The organism is Achromobacter insolitus (genome assembly GCF_002209555.1).
GTDB classification, from domain to species: domain Bacteria; phylum Pseudomonadota; class Gammaproteobacteria; order Burkholderiales; family Burkholderiaceae_B; genus Achromobacter; species Achromobacter insolitus.
This window is the reverse complement of the sequence record NZ_NJIF01000002.1, coordinates 394,359-419,859: the sequence shown is the minus strand read 5'-3', so window position 1 is coordinate 419,859 and position 25,501 is coordinate 394,359. Positions and strand designations below refer to the sequence as shown.

Below are 25,501 nucleotides of genomic sequence, written 5' to 3'. Positions count from 1 at the left end.
GGACATCAGGCGTAGCGGGGCGTGCCGACAGCATCCAGCACGATGCGGCGCGGCGCCGAAAAATGCAGCCGCGCCTCGGTAGCCGAACGCAGGAAGGCTTCATCAATGCCAAAATGCATGGCGTGGACATTCAGGCCTTGCGGCGTCACGTCGATTACCGCCAGGTCGGTGTAAATGCGCGCGACCACCCCCTTGCCCGTGAGCGGATACGAGCATTGCCTCACCAGCTTCGGCGAGCCATCGCGGCCGCGATGCTCCATCATGACCCACACTTGTCTCGCGCCAACCGCCAAGTCCATCGCGCCGCCCACGGCAGGAATGGCGTCTTTCGCGTCGGTCTTCCAGTTGGCCAGGTCGCCTCGTTCCGACACCTGAAACGCGCCAAGCACCGCATAGTCCAGGTGGCCGCCGCGCATCATGGCGAAGGAGATCGTGTGCTCGGTGATGGATGCGCCTTCCCGCAGCGTGACCGGCTGACGGCTGGCGTTTATCAGATCCGTATCCACATACTGACCGCTGGCGGCGGCGCCCATGCCCAGGATTCCGTTTTCACTGTGCAGGAGTATGTCCTTGTCCGGCGGCAGATGGTCGCCCACCAGGGTCGGCATGCCGATGCCCAGGTTGACGATGGAGCCGTCCGGCAGATCGCTGGCCAGCAGCTGCGCGATCTGCTGTCGGGTCAGGCCGATGGTTTCTTGCATGTCAGGCCTCCACGCGTACGACGGACTTCACGAAGATTCCCTGCGTCATGACCTGTTCGGGCACGAAGGTCCCGAGGGGCACCACCTCATCGACCTGCGCGATGGCATGCCCTGCAGCCATGCACATCACCGGGTTGAAGTTGCGCGCGGCGTGCCGATACATCAGGTTTCCCCAGCGATCGCCCTGATGGGCGCGGATCAGCGCATAGTCACCGCGCAGCGGCTGTTCCAGGACGTAGCCCACCCCGTCGATCACCTCCTGGCGGCGGCCTTCGGCCAGTTCGGTGCCGTAGCCAGTAGGCGTGTAGAAAGGCCCCAACCCCGCGCCCGCAGCGCGCAGGCGTTCGGCCAAGGTGCCTTGCGGCACGCATTCGAGTTCGACTTCGCCGGCACGGTAGGCGCGCGCGAAGACTTCGGAATTGGGCGGACGCGGGTGCGAGCAAATGATCTTGCGCACTTGCTTGCGGATCAGCAACGCGGCAATACCGCGTTCGAACGTACCTGCATTGTTCGAGATGATGGTGAGTTCGCGCCGCCCCAGTTCTGCCAGGCAATGAAGCAGTTCATAGGGAACGCCAGCCTCTCCAAAGCCGCCGACCAGCACCGACGCGCCATCCGGAATCACCGCCACGGCATCGGCCAAGGACGCTTGAATCTTGTCGATCACTTATTGCTCCTGGACCAGGCCCGCCGCATCCACGATCTGCATCCAGCGGGCGCGTTCCTGATCGATGAATGCGGAGAATTCCGCGGGAGTGTTGCCGCCCGCCTGCCCGCCCATAGCCTTGAAGCGGTCGCTGATGTCGGGACTGCGCACGACATCGCGCGTAGCGATGTAGAGCTTGTCCACGACATCCTGTGGCGTGCCGGCTGGCGCCACCAGGCCGAACCAGGCGGTGACCACCATGTCCTTGACGCCGGCTTCGGCCATGGTCGGTACGTCCGGCAGCTCCGCCAGGCGCTTGTCGCTCGTGACGGCCAGCGCGCGCAGCTTGCCTGACTGGATGTAGGGCATCGAACTGGGCAGGTTGTCGATCATGAAGGTGAACTGCCTGCCCAGAAGCGCCGCCACCGCGGGCCCCGCTCCCTTGTAGGGAATGTGCGTGCCGGAAATCTCCGCGCGTTGTTTGAACAGCTCGGCCGACAGATGCGGAGACTGGCCGGCGCCGGAGCTGCCAAAAGACACCTTGGCGGGATCCCGCCGTGCTTCTGCCCGCAGGTCTGCCACGCTGCGGACCGGCGAGGCTTCATTCACCACCAGCACGTTGGGCACCGAGATCACCAGCGTGATCGGCGCGAAGTCGGCCGGTTTGTAAGGCAACGTCTTGTACAGCGCGTAGTTGATGGCGTTAGGGCCGATGTTGCCCATCAGCAGGGTGTAACCGTCGGGTTTGGCGCGTGCCAGCGCCTGGGCGCCGATGATGCCGGCCGCCCCCGCGCGATTCTCCACAATGACCTGCTGGCCCAGCTTGGCGCTAAGTTTGTCAGCAATCAATCGCGCGGAGATATCGGTGGTTCCGCCGGGCGAAGCCGGGATAATCAGCGTGATCGGCCGTTCAGGCCAAGCGGCCTGGGCCGGACAGGCGAAGGCAAGCGCCATCGCGCTGGCAGCCAGCCAGCGATATGCGTGCAACATGTTTGTCTCCCAATGCAATCATTGTTCGATCAACTTGTGGCACAGAGTGTGGTCGCCGCGCGGGCAAATGACCATTCTCGAATCTGGATGAGAGGCTTCGCCTGAGCTGAACGCCGCGCCCGCCGCCCATTGGCAACCTGAGGCGAGGTCCGCCATCCGCGTTCCGCGGCGGGCAAGGCCATCCATCGCCTACACGCCGCCGCGCTCCCAGCGGCGCTGGATGGCCTTGGCGGCCACCACGCCGTCGGCCATGGAGGTCACGACGCAGGGATGCATGCGATGGGCCACTTCGCCCACGGCGTAGATGTCCGGCACGCTGGTCTCGGCGGTGGCAAAGTCCGTGCGGATGTAGCCACGTTCGTCGCGAGCCAGGTGCAGGCTGTCGGCAAAGCCGGCCTGGGGCTCCCAGCCGTAGAAGACCAGGATCAGGTCGTACTGCCGGCCATCCACGCTGCGAGTGGCCGGGTCTACTTTGTATGGCCCTATGCGCACGCCCTCGCGGCCGGCGCGCGTCACCCATTGCTGCTGGGCGCGGACGCTGCGGGCATAGAGATGCACGCTGCGGGCGCCACGGTTGCGCACATAGACGTAGTTCTCGAAGGCGTTGTCGCCCCCGCCCAGCACCGCCACGGACAGGCCCGAATAGTCCTGCGCCACGATGGGCGAACCGGGTCCGATGAGCACGCCGGGCCAGGATGCGCCGGGCGGATGGTCCGGCAGCCCCTTGGCGCGCACGCCCGAGGCAATGACCAGGGTACGGCCGCGCGCCAGGGATTCCGCGCCTTGCGGGCCGGTTAGCGTGGCCTCGATGCCGCCCTTGCAGGGACGCACCCCCGTTACGCGGGTCTGCAAGCGCACCGGCACGCCGGCGGCCCGCACGCTAGTGTCGATATTGGCGGCCACCTGCTGCCCGGTCACGCCGGGCAGCACGGCGATCCAATCGTCGGCAAAGGGATTGTCATTGCCCAGCCCGCCGAGCCGGGGTCCTGCCTCGACCAATAACGGGGACAGGCCCAAGCGCGCCAACCACAGGGCGCAGGAGGCGCCGGCCGGGCCGCCGCCTACAATGACCGAATCGTGCAACTGTTGCATTTCACCCCTTATTGACTGCGCCGGCGCCTCGCGGGCGCCCGGACATGGCCGGATTGTAGCCAGCGCGCTGCCCCCGTTCCGCTGTCGCCTTACAATTCCGGGCTATCCCACCCAGGTTTTCATCATGCCTACACGCCGCATCATTCTTTCCGGGCTTGCGCTCGACGCCCGCATCGGCATCCTCGAGCACGAGCGCCGCGCCACCCAGCCCCTGCATGTCGACGCCGACTTCGACGTGGACATCCAGCGCTCGGTCGACGACCACGACATCCATAGCGTGCTGGACTACCGCCGGCTGCGCGAGGCCATCGTGGAAGAGTGCACGCAGGCGCACGTAAACCTGATCGAAACCCTGTCCGAGCAGGTCGCGGCGCGCCTGCTGGCCGATTTCCAGGAAATCCGCGCGTTGCGCCTGCGCATCAGCAAGCCCATGGCCTTCTCCGACTGCGCGGCGGTGGGCGTGGAAATCCAGATCACGCGTTGACCATGAACGACATTGCTACCCCCGAGGTGCGCTTTCGCACCGAAGCCGAGGAAAAGCGCCGGCACGAAGGCAACAAGCTGACCAAGCGCCTGGCCCGCGAAACCACGCGCGCCCTTTCCGACTACAACATGATCGAAGACGGCGACCGCGTGATGGTCTGCCTGTCGGGCGGCAAGGATTCCTACGCGCTGCTGGACATCCTGCTTCAGCTGCAAAAGCGCGCGCCCTTCAAGTTCGAGCTGATCGCCGTCAACCTGGACCAGAAGCAGCCGGGCTTTCCCGACCATATCCTGCCCCAGTACCTGACGGAGCTGGGCGTGCCTTTCCACATCGAGACGCAGGACACGTATTCCATCGTCACGCGCGTGCTGGAAGAAGGCAAGACCATGTGCTCGCTCTGTTCGCGCTTGCGCCGCGGCATCCTGTACCGCGTCGCATCGGAACTGGGCGCGACCAAGATCGCGCTGGGACATCACCGCGACGACATCCTGGGCACCTTCTTCCTGAACCTGTTCTACGGTGGCAAGGCCAAAGGCATGCCGCCCAAACTGGTGTCCGACGATGGCCGCCACACGGTGATCCGCCCCCTGGCCTACGTGCCGGAAACCGACTTGATCGCCTACGCGGAACTCAAGCAGTTCCCCATCATTCCCTGCAATCTCTGCGGCTCGCAAGAGAACCTGAAGCGCAAGGAAGTAGGCCGCATGATCAAGGAATGGGACAAGCAGCATCCTGGCCGCTCATGGAACGTGTTCAATGCGCTGTCGCGCGTGGTGCCCTCGCACCTGATGGATCGGGACCTGTTCGACTTCGTGGGCCTGAAGCCCAGCGGCATGCCGGACGCCAACGGCGACACGGCGTTCGACGCCGAGGACCCGCAGGAAGATGCGGGGGAAGCCTGCGGCGATGCGCCGCAAGCGCAGGAGCCTGGCGCCATTGTCGAGAAGAAGATGACGTTCACGCGCAGCTAAACCGGCGCGGGCAAAAAAAAGGCTGCGCAAGCAGCCTTTTTTTGCGGCCCCGGCGGGCGCCTACATCAGGCATTCAATACCCTGATGGGCTTGCCTGCCCTCCATGCCTTCACCGCTTCGAGCGCGTTCTGGTAGAAGGCTTCGAAATTCTCGCGGCTGACATAGCCCAGATGCGGAGTCAGGATCACGTTGTCCAGGTCACGCACGGAATCCGTGGGCGACAGCGGCTCTTCGGGATAGACATCCAGGCCGGCCCCGGCAATACGGAACTTCACCAGCGCGTCCATCAGGGCTTCCTGGTCCACCAGGCCGGCGCGCGAGGTATTGACCAGGTATGCGGTGGGCTTCATCGCGGCCAGCGCCGCGGCGTCGACGACATGCCGGCTGCGCGCGGACAGGATCAGGTGCAGGCTGACGACATCGGAGGTGGCAAATAGCTCGTGCTTGTCCACCCGCTTCACGCCCGCCGCCTCGGCGCGTTCGTCCGTCAGGTTGGGGCTCCAGGCCACCACGTCCATGCCGAACGCCAGCCCCACCTTGGCCACAGCCGTTCCCAGCTTGCCCAGGCCCAGCACGCCCAGGCGCTTGCCCGCCAGCGGCTCGGGCATGGCAGTCTGCCACATGCCGCGGCGCATCGCCGCGTCTTCAGCGGGCAGGTGCTTGAACAGGCCCAGGATATGCGCCCAGGCCAGTTCGGCCGTGGCGGTGTTGGCGTCGGCGCTGCCAGGCGCGCCGCAAACGATGATGCCTTGCTCGGCGCAGGCTTGCATGTCGATGGCATTGTTGCGCATGCCCGTGGTGACCAGCAGGCGCAGATTCGGCAGGGCGCGGATCCGTTGCGCGGGGAACGGAGTGCGCTCGCGCATGGCGACGATCACATCGAAGGGTTCGAGCGATGCCTCGACCTGCCCTTCGGGGATGAAATTGTTGAAGATCCGCACCTCGGCGTCACCGCCCAGCGAGGTCCAATCCGCGTAGCGCTGGGCTACGTCGTGGTAATCGTCGAGAATTGCGATTTTCAAGAGGTGTCTCCGGGTGGCGTGGCGCCTGTGGCGCCAGCCTCCCGGCCGGCGCACCGCGCCGGTCAGTTCAAGCGGGCTTTGAATTGCTCCAGGGGCAAGGCGCCGCTGGCGCGCGAGCCGTCTTCAAAAAACGTGGTCGGCGTGCCGCGCACCATCAGCTTCTGGCCCAAGGCCAGCAACTTGTCCTCGGGCACATCGCAATTCGCCGTCGCGGGCTTCTTGCCGCGCAGCATCCAGTCGTCCCAGGCAGCGCCCGGATCCTTCGAGCACCACACATCGCGCACCTTGTCCTTGGAGTCCGGCGACAGGATGGGATAGAGGAAGGTGTAGACGGTGATGTTGTCGACGTTTTCCAGGGTCTTGCGCAATTGCTTGCAATAGCCGCAGTTGGGATCTTCGAAGATCGCAACCTTGCGCGAACCGTCGCCCTTGACCTGCTTGATGGCCAGGTCGAGCGGCAGTTGGTCAAACGATACGGCGCTCAGCCGTTCCTGGGATTCGCGGGTGACATCGCGGCGCGTCATGGCATCGATCAGCGGACCTTCCATGACCCACGTCACCTTTTCATCCGTGTAGATCAAGTCCATGCCCAATTGAACTTCGAACAGGCCGTAGGGCGTGCGGCGCACAGCCGTCACATCCATGCCGTCGAAACGCTGGCGAAAACGATTCTTGACCGCGTCCGCCACGGGATCGGCCGGCGCCACCTGGGTGGTGGAATAGCTCTTGTCGCCCTTGCCGGGTTGCCCGACAGACTGCGTGGAGACGGACTTGTCTCCCTGGGCCGCCGCGCCGGCGGACAAGCCCAGGCCCGCGGCCAGGAAACAAGCCGCCAGCGTGGCGGATATGCGGAAATTCATCGGTACTCCTGTACTTGTCTATCGTGTTCTTGTGCGGAAAGGGTAACCGATCCACGCCTGGGCGAATCCGACCTGCACGAGCAGGCGCCCCCTGTGAATCAGACAGCCCACCGACGGGCGAGGTTCCGCCCGCGGCGCCGAAAGCGCCTAGTTGGCGGAGGCGCCGGTAATCAGGCGGCGCTTGATCAGCGGGGTCCGTTCCACCCAGTGCATGCCGGCATTGCGCAACCAGACCAACGGCGTCGCCCGCGAGGCGAACAGCTTGTGCAGGCCATCCGTCGCCAGGCGCATGGCCAGGACCGGTTCGGCCCGCGCGCGCTGATAGCGGTGCAGGACGCGCAGGTCGCCCGCCGCGCGGTAGGCCTCGCGGCCCGCCACGATGCGGGCCAAGGCCTCGACGTCTCCCAGGCCCAGGTTCAGCCCCTGGCCCGCCAAAGGATGCAGGCGGTGCGCCGCATCGCCTGCCAGCGCAATGCCGGGCGCAACCATCTGGGCGCGTTCCAGGGTCAACGGAAAACCGTGCAGCTTGCTACGGACCTTCAGCGCCCCAAGGCGGCCTTCGGCGGCATCGGCCAGCAAGGTTTCCAGGCGAGCGGCCTGTTCCTCGGGCGGCAGGGCCAGCAAAGCCTGGGCAGGCTCGGCGCGCATGGACCAGACCATGGAGACCTGCGGGCCGGCCGAGGTGTCGGGCAGCGGCAGCAGGGCCAGTACGCCGTCGTCGCGGAACCACTGGAAGGCAGTGCCCTGGTGCGGACGTTCGGCATCCAGGTGCACCACCAGGCCCGTGTCATGGTAGGACACGGATTCATGCTTCAGGCCCGCGGCCTCGCGCAGCGGCGATGCGGCGCCATCCGCGCCGACGAAGAGCTCGGCCTCGATGCGAGCGCCGCTTTCGGTGTCGATGGCGCCGTCCCGGTACCCCGTGCAGCGGTCCTCAAGCCAGGGAATTCCGAACATTCGGACGGCCTGGATCAGCACCCGCTCGATTTCGCCGGATTCGACGATCCACGCCAACTGCGGCAATGCGGCCTGCCAGGCGCTCAGGTTTACCTGGCCATCAGCGTCGCCGTGGATCTCCATGCCAGTGACCGGGGTCAGCCGGGACGCCGGCATGGCATCCCACACGCCCAGCTCGGCCAGAAAGCGCTGGCTGGCGGGCGAAATGGCATAGACGCGCGGATGGTAGCGGTCGGCATCGGCCGGCGGCACGTTGGCGCGCGGCGCCAACACCGCCACGCGCTGGCCGCGGCGGGCCAGCGCCAGCGCGGTGGACAGGCCGACGATGCCGGCCCCGCAAACAACGATCTGATGGCTCATCTTGCGCTCGGTTCCCCGGCCTGTTTAGGCCACAGCACCCACATCTGGCCGCGCTGCTTCATGCGGCCGGCCTGCTGGCCGGCTTCGTCGCCGTAGCCCCAGTAAAAGTCGGCGCGGGCAGCGCCGCGGATGGCCGTGCCCGTATCCTGGGCCAGGACCAGCCGTTGCAACGGCCGGTCAGACGCGGGATAGGTCGTGGCCAGGAACACCGGCGTGCCCAGCGGCACGAAACCGGCGTCGACGGCGATCGAGCGCATGGGCGCCAACGGCACGGCGTAGGCGCCCTTGGGGCCTTGTTCCGGATCGACCACCTGCTCTTCCCGGAAGAACACCACGGCCGGATTCGCATTGAGCATTTCCGGCACGCGCTTGGGGTTGCGCTGGGCCCAGGCGCGGATGTTCTGCATGGAAGCCTGGTCGGCGGAGAGCTCGCCGCGATCGATCAACCAGCGGCCGATGGATGCGTACGGCTGACCGTTGTGGTCGGCGTAGGCCACGCGGATGGTCTTGCCGGAGTCGGGCCCGTCGGTCAGCTGCACACGGCCCGACCCCTGTACCTGCAGGAAGAAGTTGTCGACGGGGTCGTCCACCCAGACCAGCACGGGCGGGCGGCGACCCGAAGATTCTATCGCCGCGCGCGTGTCGTAGGGAACCACGCGCTTGCCATCCAGCTTGCCGCGCACGCGCTTGCCCGCCAATTCCGGATAAATCGAGCCCAGGTCGATGGTCAGCAGATCAGAGGGCACGGCATACAGCGGCCATTGATGGCTGCCGCCCTGGCGGCGCGAACCGCGCACCAGGGGCTCGTAATAGCCCGTCACGGTATTGGTGGCCGGCTTGCCGTCGGCCGCGTTCAGGCGCCAGGGCTGCAGGTACGTCTGGAGAAAGCGGCGCACGCCTTCGCCGTCGCCAGCGGCCGGCGCGCGGGCCGGATCCGCGGCGGCGGCGCAGACCGGCTGCCAGGCCCGCGGCGTGGCACGCGCGGGTGCGGCCAGGTTGCCGCTGGTCGGCCGCATCAAACCGCGGCAATTACGCAGGAACAAGGGCCAGAACCGCGACAGGTCGTCGTTGGTCCAGCCGGGCATCTCGGCCCAGTTGGCCGCCTTGAACTTGCCTGCCAGCGCACGCGGCGGGGAGTCGGGCAGCGCCGACAGCGACGGCACCACCAGAGGGCCGTCGGCTGCGGGCGCGGACGGGCCGGGGAGTCCGGACGAACCGGAATCGGGGGGGATGTCGGAAGGGGTGGAACATGCCGCCAGCAATACGGACAGCACGGACAGACTGAGAATGCGCTTCATGAGCAAATGAAAAAACGGGCGACGGGCGGCCTGGCCATTCAATGCAGGGTGCGTGGCATGGCCAGGACGAATTCGGAGATCGGCACTTCGAACGGAATGCCGTTCTCGCCGACGCAGTGGTAGGTGCCCCGCATCGTTCCCACCGGCGTGGGCAGGGGACAGCCGCTGGTGTATTCGAAGGTTTCGCCGGGCGCGAGCAAGGGTTGTTGCCCCACGATGCCCAGCCCGCGCACTTCCTGCACGCGCTGGTTGCCGTCGGTAATGATCCAGTGACGACTGATCACTTGGGCGGGATGTTCGCCGGTGTTGGTGATGCGAACGGTGTAGGCAAACACGAACTGCTGCTCGCCGGGATCGGACTGTTCGGGCACGAAGCGCGGAGAGACAGAGACGCTCAGGTCGTAAGGTTTCACAGTCCTTCCCTGTGTAGTGCTGGCGGGCGGCCGTGGTACGGCGCCGGACGCTGGAAAAGACGCGGTTCCCGGACCTGCCGGGCCGGGCCATTCCCGGTACCGCGCCTCAAACTGCAATAATGGCACATTATGCCCTCCCCGATCCCGAACATCATGTCTACCCAACAGGCTTCCACCCGCATCACCCCCAGCATCCTGTCGGCCGACTTCGCCCGCCTGGGCGAGGAAGTCCGCAACGTCGTCGCCGCCGGCGCCGACTGGATCCACGTGGACGTGATGGACAACCACTATGTCCCCAATCTGACGATCGGCCCCATGGTGTGCGCGGCCATCCGCCCCCACGTCCAGGTGCCCATCGACGTGCACCTGATGGTGGAGCCGGTGGATGACCTGGTGCCGATGTTCGCCAAGGCTGGCGCCGACTACATCAGCTTCCACCCGGACGCCAGCCGTCACGTGGACCGCACCCTGTCGCTGATCCGTGAAAACGGCTGTAAGGCCGGCCTGGTGTTCAATCCCGCCACCCCGCTGTCCTACCTCGACTACGTGATGGACAAGATCGACCTGGTCCTGATCATGTCGGTCAACCCCGGCTTCGGCGGCCAGAGCTTCATCCCGGCTGCGCTGACCAAACTGCGCGAGGCGCGCGCCAGGATCGACGCCTGGACGCAGGCTGGCGGCCAGGAAATCATGCTGCAGGTCGACGGCGGCGTGAAGATCGACAACATTGCTGAAATCCGCCGCGCCGGCGCCGACACCTTCGTGGCCGGCTCCGCCATCTTCGGCAAGCCGGACTACGCGGGCATCATCAAGTCCATGCGCGAACAGATCGCCATCGGCGAAACCACCGCCATCTAAGCCCCGGGAACCGTCATGACCGTTTTTCGCGCCGCGCTGCTGGACCTGGACGGCACCCTGCTGGACTCCATCCCCGACCTGGCCTTCGCCGCCAACGCCATGCGCGTGGAGCTGGGCATGTCCCCGCTGCGCGAAGACGTGGTGGCCACCTTCGTGGGCAAGGGCGTGGACAACCTGGTGCGCCGCAGCCTGGCCGGCAGCCTGGAGGCGGCCGATCCCACCGCCGCCGAGTTCGATGTCGCCCGCGCCGCCTTCTATCGCCACTACCACCTGTCCAATGGCGAAAAAGCGCAGATCTACCCGGGCGTCATCGACGGCCTGAAGCTCATGCGCGAGCAAGGGCTGAAGCTGGCCGTCGTCACCAACAAGCCCACCGAATTCACCCTGCCGCTGCTGCAGCGCACGGGCCTGGCGGGCTTTTTCGACGCCGTGGTGTGCGGCGACACCTGCGAGCGCCGCAAGCCCGATCCGGATCAGGTGGTGCATGCGTGCGACCTGCTCGGCGTGGCCCCGCACGAAGCCGTGACCATCGGTGATTCCATCAATGACGCACAGGCGGGCCGCAGCGCGGGCACCCAGGTCCTGGTGGTGCCTTATGGTTACAACGAAGGACGGGACGTGCGCGAGCTGGATGTCGATGGTATAGTTGACACGCTAGTCGCCGCCGCCCAGTGGGTCACGCTCTGGAATCAAAACCAGAACGCGGCCAAAACAGGCTCCTGAACATCCCGGCGGCTGACCGCGAATTCAATACTGAACAAAGCTCAATGAACGTTTCCATCCAGAACCAAATGCTCGGCGCCTCGTGGCGCTGGTGGCGTTTGTCTTCCGGGTGGCGATGATCCCTCCCGGCCCTGGACGCGTATGCCGCCTAGTGCCGTAGCTGTGTAAACACAGAGCCAAGCCCGGAACCAGTAACCTGGACCGGGCTTTTTCATTGCGCGCCTGGTCCGATAGCAGATAAACCGCTTACGAGACCCGACATGACCGAAATCGAATTCAAGGCCCTGGCCGCACAAGGCTACAACCGCATTCCGCTGGTCGCCGAAACCTATGCCGACCTGGACACCCCGCTGGGCATCTACCTGAAACTGGCGCATGCCGGCCCCCAGGGCGGGCGCATGACCTGCCTGATGGAATCGGTGGTGGGCGGCGAGCGCTTCGGCCGCTATTCCTTCATCGGCTTGCCGGCGCGCACGGTGATCCGCGCCAGCGGCACCCGCACCGAAGTCCTGCACGACGGCAAGGTCGCCGAAACCCATGACGGCGATCCACTGACCTTCATCGAGCAATACCAAAGCCGCTTCAAGGTCGCCCTGCGTCCGGGCATGCCGCGCTTTTGCGGCGGCCTGGCAGGCTACTTCGGCTATGACACGGTGCGCCACATCGAGCCCTGCCTGGGACCCGCGGTCAAGCCGTTTCCCGCCGGCATGGAAGGCGGTACCCCCGACCTGATGCTGATGCACGTGGACGAGCTGGTCATCGTGGACAACCTGGCCGGCCGCATCTACCTGATGGTCTACGCCGACCCGAGCCAGCCCGAGGCCTACAGCCGCGCGCAGCAGCGCCTGCACGACTTGCGCGCCCGCCTGCGACGCCCCGTTGAAATTCCCTATAGCCACGCCAGCATGCAGACCGAAGAGCGGCGCGACTTCAAGAAGGAAGACTATCTGGCGGCCGTGCTCCGCGCCAAGGAACACATCGCCGCAGGCGACCTGATGCAAGTGCAGATCGGCCAGGTCATCGCCAAGCCCTTCCGCGATTCCCCCCTCTCCCTCTACCGCGCCCTGCGGTCGCTCAACCCCTCCCCCTACATGTATTTCTGGAACTTCGGCGACTTCCAGGTGGTCGGCGCGTCTCCTGAGATCCTGGTGCGCCAGGAGCGCGTGGTGGAAAACGGTGAACCCAAGTCGCAGATCACCATCCGTCCCCTGGCTGGCACCCGCAAGCGCGGCGCTACGCCCGAGGAAGATGCCGCCCTGGCCGCCGAACTGAAGGCCGATCCCAAGGAGGTCGCCGAGCACGTAATGCTGATCGACCTGGCGCGCAACGACGTGGGCCGCGTGGCCGAGGTGGGCTCGGTCAAGGTCAGCGACACCATGGTGATCGAACGCTATTCGCACGTGATGCACCTGGTGTCCAACGTCACCGGCACGCTGAGCTCCAAGAAAACGCCCCCACGCCCACTGCGCGAGGTGCCCCCCGAGGGGGCTGCCAGCGCCTTGGGGCGGCCCGGCGACGCTGGCCTGAGCAGCATGGACGTGCTGCGCGCGGTGTTTCCCGCCGGCACCCTGACCGGCGCGCCCAAGGTCGAGGCCATGAAGATCATCGACGAACTGGAACCCGTGCGCCGCGGCATCTACGGCGGCGCGGCCGGCTACCTGAGCTATGGCGGCGAAATGGACGTGGCCATCGCCATCCGCACCGGCGTCATCAAAGACGGCACGCTGTACGTACAGGCCGCCGCCGGCATCGTGGCCGACTCCAATCCCGAAGCCGAATGGGCCGAAACCGAAGCCAAGGCCCGCGCGGTGCTGCGCGCGGCGGAGCAGGTGCAGCACGGCCTGGACGAACCCATCTGAGGCCCGGCCCCCCACGGACACATCCGGGCCGCCTGACGGCCCTTCAGGAGAATTTAATGCTGTTGATGATCGACAACTACGACTCTTTCACTTACAACCTGGTTCAGTACTTCGGTGAACTGGGCGAAGACGTGCGCGTGGCGCGCAACGACCAGATCACGCTGGAAGAGATCGCCGCCATGAACCCGGACCGCATCTGCGTGTCGCCCGGCCCCTGCTCTCCGGCGGAGGCGGGCATCTCGGTGCCCGTGATCCAGGCCTTTGCGGGCAAGAAGCCCATCCTGGGCGTATGCCTGGGCCACCAGGCCATCGGCGCGGCCTACGGCGGCGATATCGTGCGCGCCCAGCAGATCATGCACGGCAAGACCGTGCAGATCTCGCACACGGGCACGGACATCTTCACCGATCTGCCCACCCCGTACACGGTGATCCGTTACAACTCGCTCACCATCGATCCTGCCACCCTGCCCGACTGCCTTGCCGTCACCGCGACCGCCCCGGACGGCGACATCATGGGCGTGCGCCACAAGACCTTGCCGCTATACGGAGTACAGTTCCATCCCGAGTCGGTGCTCAGCGAGCACGGCCACGCCCTGCTCCGCAATTTCCTGAACCTCGCCTAAGAAGGACGCATCGTGACGATTTCTCCCGCCGAAGCGCTGACGCGCTGCATTGAACACCGCGAAATTTTCCACGACGAAATGCTGCATCTGATGCGCATGCTGATGCGCGGCGAAATGTCGCCGCAGATCGCAAGCGCCCTGCTGATGGGCCTGCGCGTGAAAAAAGAGACCATAGGCGAAATCACCGCGGCCGCGCAGGTCATGCGCGAGTTCGCCACGCCCGTGGTCACGCCCAACCCCGCCGACCTGCTGGACATGTGCGGCACCGGTGGCGACGGCAGCCACACTTTCAACATCTCCACGACCGCCATGTTCGTGGCCGCGGCGGCCGGCGTGCCGATCGCCAAGCATGGCAACCGCAGCGCCTCGTCCTCCAGCGGCAGCGCCGACGTGCTGGAAGCCCTGGGCGCCAACCTGACGCTGACCCCGGAACAGGTGGCCGAATGCATCCAGGCAACCGGCATCGGCTTCATGTTCGCCCCCGCCCACCATGGAGCCATGAAGAACGTGGCCGCCGTGCGCAAGGAGCTGGCTGTACGGACGATCTTCAACATCCTGGGCCCCCTGACCAACCCGGCCGGCGCCGCCAACCAGCTGATGGGCGTATTCCACCCCGACCTGGTCGGCATCCAGGTGCGCGTGCTGGAACGCCTGGGCTCGCGCCACGTGCTGGTGGTGCACGGCAAGGACGGCATGGACGAAGCCTCGCTGGGCGGCGCAACCATGGTGGGCGAACTCAAGGACGGCAAAGTCCTAGAATACGAGATCCATCCCGAGGACTACGGGCTATCCATGATGTCCAACCGGAGCATCAAGGTGTCCAATCGCGAACAATCGCGCGAGCTTGTCATCGAGGCGCTGGAAAATGTCGAGGGAACCGCCCGCGACATCGTCGCGCTCAATGCAGGACTCGCCATCTATGCTGGCAATAAGGCCGATTCCATTCCCGAGGCATTGGCTCTAGCATTTGAACTTATCTCCACCGGCGCGGCTCGAGCCAAGCTGGAAGAATTCTGCGCATATACCCGGAAATTCCTGAAATGAACGATATTCTCGCGAAGATCCTCGCCGTCAAGGCCGAGGAAGTCGCCGCCGCTCGCCAGATGCGCAGCGAAGCCGAAGTCCTGCGCGAAGCGCAGGCGCGGCAAGACGTCCGTGGCTTTGCCCAAGCCATCGAAGACAAGATCGCCCAAGGCAAGCCAGGCGTCATCGCTGAAATCAAGAAAGCCTCGCCCTCCAAGGGCGTGCTGCGCGACCCCTTCAATCCCCCGGAAATCGCCTCCACCTACGCGGTGCACGGCGCGGCCTGCCTGTCGGTGCTGACCGACGTGCAGTTCTTCCAGGGCTCCCACGACCACCTGCGCCAGGCGCGCGCCGCCTGCTCGCTGCCGGTGCTGCGCAAGGACTTCGTGATCGATCCCTACCAGATCATCGTCGCGCGCGCGATGGGCGCGGACTGCGTGCTGCTGATCGTGGCCGCGCTCAGTCCCGCGCAACTGCGCGACTATGAAACCCTGGCGATGGAACTGGGCATGGACGTGCTGGTGGAAGTGCACGACGCCAAGGAACTGGACATCGCCCTGACGATGAAGACGCCGCTGCTGGGCATCAACAACCGCAACCTGCGCACCTTCGAGACCAGCCTGTCGAACACGCTGGACCTGCTGCCCCATATCCCCGCCGGCAAGCGCGTCGTGACCGAGAGCGGCATCCTCAAGCCCGAAGACGTGCAACTGATGCGCAAACACAAGGTAGACGCCTTCCTGGTGGGCGAAGCCTTCATGCGCGCCAAGGACCCCGGCGCGGAACTCGCTCGCCTGATGGGCTGACAGCCCGTTCAGGAGCACATGGACACCACCTTCCTGCTCAATTTCATCCAGGTCATCGAGCAGGGTTCGATCGCTGAAGTTGCGCGCAAAAATGGCCTCACGCCCGCGGCGGTCAATCAGCGCATCAAAAAGGTCGAGGACGAGCTGGGTTTCAAACTGGTGGTGCGGTCCGGCCGCACCGTCAAACCCACGGTCGAGGGCGCGCAGATCCTGGCGCAGGCCAAGCACGTCATGGAAGAGGTCCGCAACCTGAAGGCGGCCTCTCAGGGGCCGGTGGTGTTCGGCCACCTGACCCTGGGCGCATTCGATTCCGCCATGACTACGCTGATGCCGACGCTGCTGGCGCGGCTGATCAACCGGCATCCCAACCTGGAGATCAGCCTGGTCAAGGGATATTCCGTCAATCTCTACAGCAAAATATGCGATGGCGAAATGGACGCTGCGCTGATACTGCAGCCCCAGTTCCAGATGCCCAAGAATCTGGAATGGCGGCGGGTGCGCGACGAGCCCCTGGTGGTCCTGGCCCCCGCGTCGCTTACCGAGGATGATCCGCACCAGCTGTTGCGCGCCAATCCGCTGATCTGCTATGACCGCAAACTGTGGGGCGGACAGCTGGCGGCCAACTACTTCCGCCAGCACAGCATACGGCCCAAGATACGCATCGAAACCGCGTCCATCGAGGTCATCGCCCTGCTGGTCAGCCAGGGACTGGGAGTGTCCCTGGTGCCGGATGGCGCGGGTGAGCTGCGGCCGGACTCTGGCCTGCGCAAAATCTCGTTGCCCGGCAACGAGCACTACCGCAGCGTCGGGTTGCTATGGAACCGGCAATCGGTCCGCGCGGCTCTCATCGAGGAAATCTACGAGATCGCGCGGGGCTCTTGAGACGCACCGCTAGCAGGTTTCGGCGCTTCCCAGGATGACGGAGGACTGGCTGGACAGCGTGCCGCCGTTGCCGTGCGCCAGCGCCAGGCGTGCATCCCTGACCTGACGCTCGCCCGCCTGCCCGCGCAGCTGGCGCACCGCCTCGATCACCAAAAACACCCCATACATGCCCGGGTGCACGCAGGACAGGCCGCCTCCGTTCGTATTCACGGGCAAGCGGCCGCCCGGAGCGATGCCGCCATCGCGCACAAAGCCCCCTCCCTCGCCCTTGGCGCAAAATCCCAGGTCTTCCAGGAACAGGATCGTATTGATGGTGAATGCGTCGTATAGCTGCGCCACGTCGATGTCGGCCGGGCGGCACCCCGCCATCTCGAACGCCAACGCGCCCGATTGCTTCGCGGCCGTGGTGGTCAGCGTCTCCATCGAGGAAATCTGGCGATTCCACACCGCGGTGGCGCTGCCCAGGATATAGGCGGGCGCCTGCGGCAGATCCGGGGCTCGGTCGGCCCGCGTCATGACGAATGCCCCCGCGCCATCGGTCACCAGGCAGCAATCGCGGACGGTCAGCGGATCCGACACCCTGCGGGCGCTCAGCACATCATTGATCGACAGAGGATCGCGAGAGTACGCCTCGGGATTGAGCTGAGCCCAGCGGCGAGCCGCGACGGCAACTTCGGCCAGGTCCTCGCGACGCGTGCCGAACTCGTGCATATGGCGCTTGGCGGCCAGCGCATAGGCGCTGGGCGGATTCAGCGGTTCATACGGCATTTCATAGGGTTGGGGGTCCAGCGCCTTGCGCGTAGCGGCAATTGCCGAGCGCCCTACGGCCGCCGTCTTCTGCGCGCTGCCATAGCAGACCAGCACGGCATTGCACTGTCCTGAATCCAATGCGTGGGCAGCGGCCAGAATGTAGGACATGAAGCTGGAACCGCCCAGGCAGGTGCCGTCGATATACGTAGGGCGGATGCCCAGGGTCTCGATGACGGACATCGGCCACATGCTGGCTGCCACGCTGGATGTCGCAATGCCGTCGATGTCCCGCATTTCCAGGCCTGCGTCCCGTACCGCCGTGTGGGCGGCGCGCACCAGCAATTCCATATCGGTGTAGCCCGGTGCCTGGCCTAGGCCAAAGTGGCCCACGCCGACGATGGCGGTCTTGCCCCGCAGTTGTCGATAGTTCATCGCGCCACCTCCTCGAACAGCACCGCCGGAGCGCCGTCGCGCTCGCCGATCACGGCCCTGACCGCCATGCCGATGCGTACCTGGTCGGGCGGCATGCCCACTACGCTGGACATCATCCGCACGCCTTCATCCAGATCGACGAGCGATACGTTGTAGTCACCGCCCGCCTCGGGCTTGCGCGCGACGGTGGTGCAGCTGTAGACAGTCGCCCGGCCCGCCGGCGCGATCCAGGTTAGCGCGTCGCTGCCGCAATGCGGACATATCTCGCGCGGATAGAACACGTGCCGTGCGCAGTCCGCGCAGTGCTGGATCAGGAAGCGGCCCTGTGCCAGGTTGTCGAAATACTGCTTTTGCGTGCCCGCATTGGCGGATGCTGCACTGCTCATCTTGATTCTCCAGGATTGGCGGGCTGCTGCAGCGCCGCGATCTCGGCTTCGCTGCATCCAAGCTTGGTGCTCAGCACGCCGTGGGTGTCGGCACCCAGCAACGGCGCCGCATTGCGATATGCGACGGGGCTTTCCGAAAAACGCATCGGGCTACGGACCTGCGGAACGCTGCCGCAAACCGGATGCGGCAGCGAGAACTTCAGGCCCCGGGCCCGCACCTGCGGGTTCTCGTGGACCTGCGCGATGTCGTTAATCACGCCCACCGGCACGCCTGCTGCGTCCAGCAGACTGACCCACTCGTCGCGGCTGCGCGTGCGAAACAGGCGCTCCAGCTCGGGAATGAGCGTCCCCTTGGCAAGCACGCGGCCGGTGTTGGTCCGGTAGCGCTCATCTTCGGCCAGGTCGGTGCGTCCGGCTGCCACGCAGAATTTCTGGAACTGGCTGTCGTTGCCGACCCCAAGCACGACATAGCCATCCGCCGCCTCGAAGACCTGATAGGGCGCAAGATTGACGTGAGCATTACCCTCGCGCCGCGGCACGTCGCCTGACAGGAAGTAGTTGAAATTCTGCACGCCCAGCGCGGCCACCTGGCAATCCAGCATGGAAATATCGATGTGCTGGCCAAGGCCGCTGCGGCTGCGCTCATGCAGCGCCGCCAGAATGGCGCTGGTGGCATACATGCCGGCCATCAGGTCCGCGGCGGCATTGCCTGCCTTTTGCGGGCCGCCGCCGGGTAATGCGTCCTTCTCGCCAGTGATGCTCATCAGTCCGCCCAGCGCCTGGATCACGAAGTCGTAGCCGGGCTTTTCCGCATAGGGACCGTCCTGCCCAAAGCCCGTGATGGAGCAATAGATCAGGCGGGGGTTCAGCTCGCGCAGGCTGGCGTAGTCCAGGCCGTACTTGCGCAGGCCGCCCACCTTGAAGTTCTCGACGAAGATGTCGGACTTGGCTGCCAGCCGGCGCACCGCTTCTGCGCTCGCCTGACTGGCGATGTCCAGTGCCACCGAGCGCTTATTGCGGTTGGCGGCCAGGTAGTACGCCGACTCCTGCGTGCGCCGCCCTTGGGCGTCCATGAGGTTGGGCGGCCCCCATCCCCGCGTATCGTCGCCCGACAGCGGGCGTTCAATCTTCAGCACTTCGGCGCCCAGATCGGCCAGGTTCTGGGTGCACCAAGGGCCCGCCATGATGCGGGTCATGTCCAGCACGGTGATACCGCTAAGCGGAGGTTCTCTCTTAGGCATAGGAAATGTGTACGTGGATGACGGAAGGGGAAACCTCAGTGGGCGTAGAAGCCGCCGCCATCGCGCGCCTGGGCGAGCAGCAGCGGCGCGGGCGTCCAGTACTGTTCGCCCGCCTGGCTGGCGTAGTGGCGGATGCGCTCGCAGATGCGCGCCGCACCGATCCGGTCCGCATGGAACATCGGCCCCCCGCGAAACCGGGGAAAGCCGTAGCCGTTGAGCCAGATCGTGTCGATGTCCTCCGCTCGGGCGGCCACGCCTTCCTCCAGGATCAGCGCCCCTTCGTTGATCATGGCGTAGAGGCAGCGCTCCAGGATTTCCTCATCGGAAATGACGCGCCGCGTGATGCCTCGACTTTCTGCGTTGCGCACGATCAACTCGGAAATGGCCGGGTCCACAGACCGGGCACGCTTGGCGTCATAGGTATAGAACCCCGCGCCCGTCTTCTGCCCCAACCGGCCAGCCGCCACAATTTCATCAAGGATGTTGCAGGCGGCTTCGCGTTCACTCAATCGGTCCAGCCGGCTCTGCCGGTTGCGCCACGCAACGTCAAGACCGGCCAGGTCGTTGAGCTGGAATTGCCCCATCGGAAAGCCGAACTCGCACAACACGCGGTCGACCTGCTCGGGCAGCGCGCCCTCCTCCAGCATGAAATAGCATTCGCGCGTACGCCTGGCCAGCATCCGGTTGCCCACGAAGCCATCGGACACCCCCACCATGACCGCGACTTTGCCCAGGCGCTTGCCCAATGCCTGGATGGTGGCCAACGCCCGCGGCGAACTCCGCGCGCCACGCACGTTTTCCAACAGCTTCATGATGTGAGCAGGGCTGAAGAAATGCATGCCGACCACGTTCTCGGGGCGGCGCAAGCCCGCCGCCAGCGCGTTGACATCCAGGAACGAGGTATTGGTGGCGATCAGCGCGTCAGGCCGCAGGTTCTCTTCGATGCTGGCCAACACTTGCCGCTTGACCTCGATGTCCTCGAAGACCGCTTCCACCACGAGATCGCAATCGCGCAGCGATTCGTATTGCAGCGTAGGTGTCAGGGCGTCGCACCGGGCGCGTTGCGCTTCTTCGGTGATGCGTCCCTTGACAACATCGTTGCGGTAGGTCTTGCCAATATTCTCGACGCTGGACGCCAACACGTTGTCGTTCTGCTCGACCAACACGACGGGGATGCCTGCATTCAGGAAGCACATGGCAATTCCCGTGCCCATCGTGCCGGCACCGACCACGCCAACCTTGCGGATTGGCGCCGCATCCTCGGCAGGCAAGCCGGCAGGTTTGGTCGCAACGCGCTCGGCGAAGAATGCATGACGCAAGGCTTGCGCCTGAGGCGAGGCCACCAGTTCGCGGAAGCGCTCGCGGCCATAAGCCACGCTGTCTTCAAAACTTGAGGCAATGCTGCGCGCGGCCACGTCTACACAGACCTGCGGCGCCGACTGCCCTCGATGGCTGGCCTGGAACCTGGCGCGCGCGGCCTCGAATGCACCGGCGGGCGTGGCCGGCACGGGCAATTCCCGCGTGCGGCGCACGCCACCGCCCTGAGCAATCAGGCGCTGCGCAAACGCGATCGCCGCGGCCCTGACATCGTCCTGCGCCAGCGCGTCCACCACTCCTGCTTCCAGCGCTTGCGCCGCGTCTATGGGCTTGCCGGTCCCGGCCATGTCCAGCGCCTTTTCCACGCCAACCAGGCGCAGCAGCCTGGGGATGCCACCAGCGCCCGGAATGATGCCAAGCGTGGATTCGGGCAAGCCCAGGCGCCCTTGTGCCTGCACCACCCGGTAGTGGCAGCCCAGCGCCAGCTCCAGCCCTCCGCCCAGCGCCGAACCGTGGATCGCCGCAACGACGGGCTTGGCGCTGGACTCAACGGCGTGGATCACCACCGACAGGTGTGGGTCCAGCGGCGGCTTGCCGAACTCCTTGATGTCCGCCCCCGCGACGAAGGTCGCGCCTGCGCAGGCGATGACGACGGCGCGCGTGTTGCCATCGTCCGCCGCCTGCTCGAGGGCTTGCAGCAGACCGGCGCGCACTGCCTGAGAGGTGGCATTGACCGGAGGGTTGTCAATGACAATGACGCGGATGTTTCCGCTAAGCGTGGAAGATACGACTTGCATGGTTTTCCTGGAGTGATGGCGGCGCATTGCCGCCGGTATTCAGCGCGATGCCTGCTGCGGCACCTTGGCCGCCTTGATGACCTGCGCCCACTTGTCCTTTTCCTGCCCGATGTAGCGTCCGAAGCCTTCGGGCGTATCGGTTTGCGGCTCCATGCCCTGCTGCTGCAGCCATTGCGTGAAGTCGGGTTTGCCCACCATCTCGCGCAGGGCGGCGTTGAGCTGTGCCACGATGGGCTGTGGCGTCCCGGCGGGCGCGAGCAAGCCATACCAGCCTGCCGCCTGGAATCCCGGATATCCGGACTCCGCCACCGTAGGCACCTGCGGCAGCGACTGGATCCGCTTCGCGGTCTCCACCGCCAGCGGCACCAGTTGTCCCGACTGGATCAGTGGAACCAGCGTGATCGCGTTGTCGCTGACTGCGGATATCAACCCTGACTGCACATCGACCAAGGCGGCAGAACTCCCCTTGTAGGGCACGTGCAGCATGTCCACGCCCGCGGTCGACTTGAGCAGTTCCATGGAAAGATGCTGTGTCGATCCCGTGCCGGCCGACCCGAAAGTCAGCTTCCCGGGCTCCTTCTTTGCCAGAGCCAGGAATTCGCTCAGGGACTTCGGCCCCAATTTGGGACTGACGGCGATGACCAAAGGCGATACCGCCACGATGGTGATGGGCGCGAAGTCCTTCACGGGGTCGTAGGGCAACTGCTGGTACAGGGAAGGATTGATGGACATTGCTCCGGAAAAAGTCATGCCCAGGGTGTAGCCGTCGGCGGGCGACTTGGCGATGGCGGACATGCCCACGATGGCGGCCGCGCCAGGCTTGTTCTCGATGACGACAGGCTGGCCAAACTTTTCCGTCAGCCCGCGGCCTATCATGCGCGCCAACGTGTCGGCAGCGCCGCCTGCCGCCGCGGGCACGATCATGCGGATGGGCTTGTCGGGATATGGCGCGGCCATCACGAGCGTGGCGCTCATTGCCGCCCAAGACAGGGCAAGGCTCTGCAGAATGCGTTTCAAGATTGTCTCCCTATGCTTGTTTTGTATTGCGGCCGAGTTCAGCCGCGGCGGTGGGTGATGGTTCCCACCTGAACCTTCTTGCCGTCAGGCAGCGTGCAGGCATAAGCCAGCTCGAGCCATCCGGGTTCGCTCCGGGTCACTTCGAACTCCACATCCACCGCGTCTCCGGGCCGCGTGAACGCAACGAACTTCGCCTCGATCTCGCAACCGTCGAACCTTGCGTCGCCCAGCAAGTCGGCCGCCATGTCCAGCACCGGCGCCATCACCAGCGCCCCCTGCACGATGACGCCGCCAAAAACGCTATCGCGCGCATACTCCGGATCGGTGTGGGTCCTGCCGGTGGTGCCGTGCAAGGCGCCGAAACGGTTGATGTCTTCCTGTGCCACGCCGCGGGCCGCGGAACGGAACGTGTCGCCTACCTTGAATTCCATGCGGGCCTCCTCAGTTCGGCCAAACCAGGCTGCGCTCCGCCACCAGGGCCACGCGCGCGTTTTCGAGCTTGCGGATGGTGATTTCCAACACCACGAACCGCTTGTCGTTCTTCAGGTACTTGTCTTTCACCAGCACGCTGGCCTCCAGCTCCTCGCCCGGATATACCGGCGCGAGCAGGCGGACTTTCTCGCGGGCGTGCAGTACGCCCGTCGGCCAGGCAAATGCTGCGTGCTGCGGCTGGAAGCTACCGACCAGAACGGGATGCACGCTGCGCACGGCCGCACCACCGCGCGTCGCTACGGCGCGGCCGCTGCCGTCGACGATCGGAGAATGTTGGAAGGTGCCGATGAATGCGTCGCTGTCGGCGGCGCCGATGCTGTAACGGCAGGGAGGAAAGAGACGGCCTATTTCGAAGTCGTCGTAGAACAGCTCGTTGCTTGCCATGTCATCGCCTGGTTTGTAGGGGATGGGGGCATCGTAAGCAGTTCTTCCCTTGCGCTGGGATAGTTAACTTATCTTCAAAAGATAGTTTTTGTGCACACCCTGCGCGCATGCGGCAGGCGGCGGCGCCCAGCCGGGTCGGCGCGCGCGGAAAAGCCGGAAGACGCCGTCAGGCCGGACGCGGCAGGCGGCGGTATAGCGTGCTGCGATGCACGCCCAACGCGCGCGCCGCGCGGCTGACGTTGCCGCCATGGGCGGCCAGCGCGTCGCGGATCGCTGCGTCCGTCATGGCCTGCAGGTTGGCCGGATCCGCATCGCCGACAGACTGCGGCACCGCCGACGCGCTGCGGATGTCGGCAGGCAGCATGTCCATGTCGACCATGCCGGCAGGTCCGGCCAGCACATGCAGCGTGCGCAGCACGGCCACCAATTGGCGGTAGTTTCCGGGCCAGGCGTAAGCGGCAAGAATGGCTTCGATGTCGGCCGGCAGAACCGGTCCCGCGCCTTGCGCCGCCCACAGGCCGCGCAACAACTCAAGACGGTCGGCGCGTGCCCGCAGCGGCTCCAGCGTGACGGTGTATTCGGCGATGCGGAAATACAGGTCCGGGCGCACCGGCGCGTCGGGCCCTTCGTGAGCCAGCGGACGATGGGTCGCGCACACCAGCGCGAAGTCCACGGATACCGGCCGCGCCGCGCCCAAGGGCGAGACTTCACGCGTCTGCAGCACGCGCAGCAGACGCGATTGCAGTACCAGCGGCATGTCGCCAATCTCGTCCAGGAACAACACCCCGCCATGCGCCTGGCGCAGCAGCCCCTTGCTGCCCTGGCGGCGCGCCCCGGTGAAGGCGCCTTCTTCGTAGCCGAACAGTTCGGATTCGATGAGGCTTTCAGGCAGCGCTGCGCAGTTCACCGCCACGAATGGCCCCGAGGCGCGCTTGCCCCGGGCATGCAGTTCGCGCGCGAACACTTCCTTGCCCACGCCGGTTTCGCCTTGCAGCAAAATGGACACGCCCGCATCGGACAGGTGCACGGCACGCGCCAGCGCTCCAAGGGTCGCCGCGTCGAAATTCGGCGTTGCGGGACGCGCCCCGGTCGCGGGCGGCAGCGCTGGCCGCGCCGGCGCCTGGGGCGCGCGAGAGCGGGGCCAGCGCAGACGCGCGTGATACACGGCGCCTGAACGCGCCTGCACCCTGCCGGCCGCGTCGGGACCGCGTTCCATGTCGCCGTCGAAGACGTCCCCATATCGGTATACGCCCAGGGCAGTGGGAGCGAGGCCCAGCGCCTGCAAGGCGCGGCGGTTCGCGCCGATGAGCAGGTCGCCCTGGAAGGCGAGCAGCCCCTCGCCGGGCGCCCCCAACCCCGCATGGTCCACGTGCAGGCGCAATACGGCGTGCTGCTCGTAGGCCTGTTCAAACAAACGGTGCTCGCTCAGGTCCACGGCGGCCCGCACCAGTTCCAGCACATCGGGCCGTAGATCCCTTGCCGGGCTGGACAGGTCCAACACCCCGAGCGTGCGGCCTTCGCTGTCGGTAATGGGGACGGCGGCGCAAGTCAGGATGCGGTTGGGTTCGAAATAGTGCTCCGCGCCATGCACCGCGATGGGCCGGCCCTCCACCAATGCGGTACCGATGGCATTGGTGCCTGCGGCGGCCTCGTCCCATGGCGCGCCGGGCATCAGCGCGACGCGGGACGCGCGTTGGGCGAATCCGGTGTCGCCGTCGGAGTCCAGCACCAAGCCCTGGGCGTCGGACAAGATGACCAAACCGCCATTGCCGCCGGCCTGGCGGCGCAGCAGAGACATGGCGGGTTCGGACAGCCGACGCAGCGCTTCGTTGCGCTGCTGGGCCTCGCGCAGTTCGCCCTGCGTCATGAGTTCAGCGCGGCGCACGCCGCGCATGTCAAAGCCCAGGTCGGCGCAACGCCGCCACGATCGCAGGATGGGCTCGGCAACCAAGCCGCCTGGCACCGCGCCTTGCTGGTTGAACAGCAGGCGCGCTTGCGTCAGCGCGTGCTGACGGGAATGAGTGGCCATGCATGTCTCCTGGATAGGCGTTCTGCGACACCTGTTCCCGACAATGTCGCAAAAAGCGACAAAAGTATGTTGCCCCCACGCTGCACCC

At 65.7% G+C, this 25,501-nt stretch carries 26 protein-coding genes; 9 read left to right on the top strand and 17 right to left on the bottom strand.

Annotated features, from left to right (window positions below; genetic code table 11):
• Positions 1–5 precede the first annotated feature (5 nt).
• The 4 genes from CEY08_RS07470 to CEY08_RS07455 form a co-directional block, all read right to left on the bottom strand.
• Complete coding sequence (locus CEY08_RS07470; RefSeq protein WP_076817120.1) at positions 6–701, bottom strand: 3-oxoacid CoA-transferase subunit B; 696 nt, start codon at positions 699–701, stop codon at positions 6–8.
• Between the two features lies 1 nt (position 702).
• A complete protein-coding gene (locus CEY08_RS07465) occupies positions 703–1,368 on the bottom strand; it encodes a 3-oxoacid CoA-transferase subunit A (RefSeq protein WP_076817117.1) in 666 nt (221 codons plus the stop codon).
• Complete coding sequence (locus CEY08_RS07460; RefSeq protein ID WP_088607622.1) at positions 1,369–2,337, bottom strand: Bug family tripartite tricarboxylate transporter substrate binding protein; 969 nt, start codon at positions 2,335–2,337, stop codon at positions 1,369–1,371.
• A gap of 189 nt (positions 2,338–2,526) precedes the next feature.
• Complete coding sequence (locus CEY08_RS07455; protein WP_063961387.1) at positions 2,527–3,429, bottom strand: NAD(P)/FAD-dependent oxidoreductase; 903 nt, start codon at positions 3,427–3,429, stop codon at positions 2,527–2,529.
• A gap of 124 nt (positions 3,430–3,553) precedes the next feature.
• Here CEY08_RS07455 and folB point away from each other — a divergent pair, with 124 nt between their 5' ends.
• Both folB and ttcA read left to right on the top strand, forming a co-directional pair.
• Positions 3,554–3,913: a dihydroneopterin aldolase gene (gene folB, locus CEY08_RS07450; protein WP_008164827.1), complete on the top strand. Its 360-nt coding sequence runs from the start codon at positions 3,554–3,556 to the stop codon at positions 3,911–3,913.
• A gap of 2 nt (positions 3,914–3,915) precedes the next feature.
• Entirely contained in the window at positions 3,916–4,884 is a 969-nt protein-coding gene (ttcA, locus tag CEY08_RS07445; protein ID WP_042795586.1) for a tRNA 2-thiocytidine(32) synthetase TtcA, read from the top strand.
• Positions 4,885–4,949: 65 nt separating this feature from the next.
• On the opposite strand, the gene CEY08_RS07440 is transcribed toward ttcA, so the two are convergent.
• The 5 genes from CEY08_RS07440 to apaG form a co-directional block, all read right to left on the bottom strand.
• A complete protein-coding gene (locus tag CEY08_RS07440; RefSeq protein ID WP_076817115.1) occupies positions 4,950–5,906 on the bottom strand; it encodes a D-2-hydroxyacid dehydrogenase family protein in 957 nt (318 codons plus the stop codon).
• A 62-nt stretch (positions 5,907–5,968) separates the two neighbouring features.
• Positions 5,969–6,766: a DsbC family protein gene (locus tag CEY08_RS07435; protein WP_076817113.1), complete on the bottom strand. Its 798-nt coding sequence runs from the start codon at positions 6,764–6,766 to the stop codon at positions 5,969–5,971.
• 147 nt (positions 6,767–6,913) lie between these two features.
• Positions 6,914–8,083 carry a UbiH/UbiF family hydroxylase gene (locus CEY08_RS07430; RefSeq protein WP_063639285.1) on the bottom strand — a complete coding sequence of 390 codons (1,170 nt, stop codon included), beginning with the start codon at positions 8,081–8,083 and terminating at the stop codon, positions 6,914–6,916.
• Entirely contained in the window at positions 8,080–9,381 is a 1,302-nt protein-coding gene (mltA, locus tag CEY08_RS07425) for a murein transglycosylase A (RefSeq protein ID WP_063639284.1), read from the bottom strand. The genes CEY08_RS07430 and mltA overlap by 4 nt, the downstream gene beginning before the upstream one ends.
• A gap of 38 nt (positions 9,382–9,419) precedes the next feature.
• Positions 9,420–9,794 (bottom strand): Co2+/Mg2+ efflux protein ApaG, encoded by a 375-nt coding sequence (gene apaG, locus CEY08_RS07420; protein WP_039882644.1) that lies wholly within the window; start codon positions 9,792–9,794, stop codon positions 9,420–9,422.
• Positions 9,795–9,923: 129 nt separating this feature from the next.
• Between apaG and rpe the strand changes: the two genes are divergently transcribed.
• From rpe to CEY08_RS07385, 7 genes are all read left to right on the top strand, one after another.
• Positions 9,924–10,652 (top strand): ribulose-phosphate 3-epimerase, encoded by a 729-nt coding sequence (gene rpe / locus CEY08_RS07415; RefSeq protein WP_042795590.1) that lies wholly within the window; start codon positions 9,924–9,926, stop codon positions 10,650–10,652.
• Between the two features lie 15 nt (positions 10,653–10,667).
• A complete protein-coding gene (locus CEY08_RS07410; RefSeq protein ID WP_042795591.1) occupies positions 10,668–11,375 on the top strand; it encodes a phosphoglycolate phosphatase in 708 nt (235 codons plus the stop codon).
• A gap of 260 nt (positions 11,376–11,635) precedes the next feature.
• Positions 11,636–13,234 (top strand): anthranilate synthase component I family protein, encoded by a 1,599-nt coding sequence (locus CEY08_RS07405; RefSeq protein WP_088607621.1) that lies wholly within the window; start codon positions 11,636–11,638, stop codon positions 13,232–13,234.
• 56 nt (positions 13,235–13,290) lie between these two features.
• Complete coding sequence (locus tag CEY08_RS07400) at positions 13,291–13,857, top strand: aminodeoxychorismate/anthranilate synthase component II (protein ID WP_042795593.1); 567 nt, start codon at positions 13,291–13,293, stop codon at positions 13,855–13,857.
• Between the two features lie 12 nt (positions 13,858–13,869).
• Positions 13,870–14,901, top strand: a complete 1,032-nt coding sequence (gene trpD, locus CEY08_RS07395) for an anthranilate phosphoribosyltransferase (protein WP_063639282.1) — start codon at positions 13,870–13,872, stop codon at positions 14,899–14,901.
• Positions 14,898–15,686, top strand: a complete 789-nt coding sequence (gene trpC, locus CEY08_RS07390) for an indole-3-glycerol phosphate synthase TrpC (RefSeq protein WP_042795594.1) — start codon at positions 14,898–14,900, stop codon at positions 15,684–15,686. Before trpD ends, trpC begins: the two co-directional genes overlap by 4 nt.
• A gap of 18 nt (positions 15,687–15,704) precedes the next feature.
• Positions 15,705–16,568 carry a LysR substrate-binding domain-containing protein gene (locus CEY08_RS07385; protein ID WP_042795595.1) on the top strand — a complete coding sequence of 288 codons (864 nt, stop codon included), beginning with the start codon at positions 15,705–15,707 and terminating at the stop codon, positions 16,566–16,568.
• 9 nt (positions 16,569–16,577) lie between these two features.
• Here CEY08_RS07385 and CEY08_RS07380 read toward each other — a convergent pair whose 3' ends face one another.
• The 8 genes from CEY08_RS07380 to CEY08_RS07345 all read right to left on the bottom strand — a co-directional run bounded on the left by CEY08_RS07380 (position 16,578) and on the right by CEY08_RS07345 (position 25,413).
• A complete protein-coding gene (locus CEY08_RS07380; RefSeq protein ID WP_076817111.1) occupies positions 16,578–17,750 on the bottom strand; it encodes a thiolase in 1,173 nt (390 codons plus the stop codon).
• A complete protein-coding gene (locus CEY08_RS07375; RefSeq protein WP_042795596.1) occupies positions 17,747–18,136 on the bottom strand; it encodes a Zn-ribbon domain-containing OB-fold protein in 390 nt (129 codons plus the stop codon). The genes CEY08_RS07380 and CEY08_RS07375 overlap by 4 nt, the downstream gene beginning before the upstream one ends.
• Positions 18,133–19,377, bottom strand: a complete 1,245-nt coding sequence (locus tag CEY08_RS07370; protein ID WP_076817108.1) for a CaiB/BaiF CoA transferase family protein — start codon at positions 19,375–19,377, stop codon at positions 18,133–18,135. Before CEY08_RS07370 ends, CEY08_RS07375 begins: the two co-directional genes overlap by 4 nt.
• A 35-nt stretch (positions 19,378–19,412) precedes the next feature.
• Positions 19,413–21,491: a 3-hydroxyacyl-CoA dehydrogenase NAD-binding domain-containing protein gene (locus CEY08_RS07365; protein WP_042795598.1), complete on the bottom strand. Its 2,079-nt coding sequence runs from the start codon at positions 21,489–21,491 to the stop codon at positions 19,413–19,415.
• A 39-nt stretch (positions 21,492–21,530) separates the two neighbouring features.
• Positions 21,531–22,508, bottom strand: coding sequence for a Bug family tripartite tricarboxylate transporter substrate binding protein (locus CEY08_RS07360; RefSeq protein WP_126389504.1), 978 nt, complete (start codon positions 22,506–22,508; stop codon positions 21,531–21,533).
• 38 nt (positions 22,509–22,546) lie between these two features.
• On the bottom strand, positions 22,547–22,939 hold the full coding sequence (locus CEY08_RS07355; protein ID WP_076817103.1) for a MaoC family dehydratase: 393 nt from the start codon (positions 22,937–22,939) through the stop codon (positions 22,547–22,549).
• A gap of 10 nt (positions 22,940–22,949) precedes the next feature.
• Positions 22,950–23,384 carry a MaoC family dehydratase gene (locus CEY08_RS07350; RefSeq protein ID WP_076817101.1) on the bottom strand — a complete coding sequence of 145 codons (435 nt, stop codon included), beginning with the start codon at positions 23,382–23,384 and terminating at the stop codon, positions 22,950–22,952.
• 166 nt (positions 23,385–23,550) lie between these two features.
• Positions 23,551–25,413 (bottom strand): sigma-54-dependent Fis family transcriptional regulator, encoded by a 1,863-nt coding sequence (locus CEY08_RS07345; protein ID WP_076817099.1) that lies wholly within the window; start codon positions 25,411–25,413, stop codon positions 23,551–23,553.
• Between the last annotated feature and the right edge of the window lie 88 nt (positions 25,414–25,501).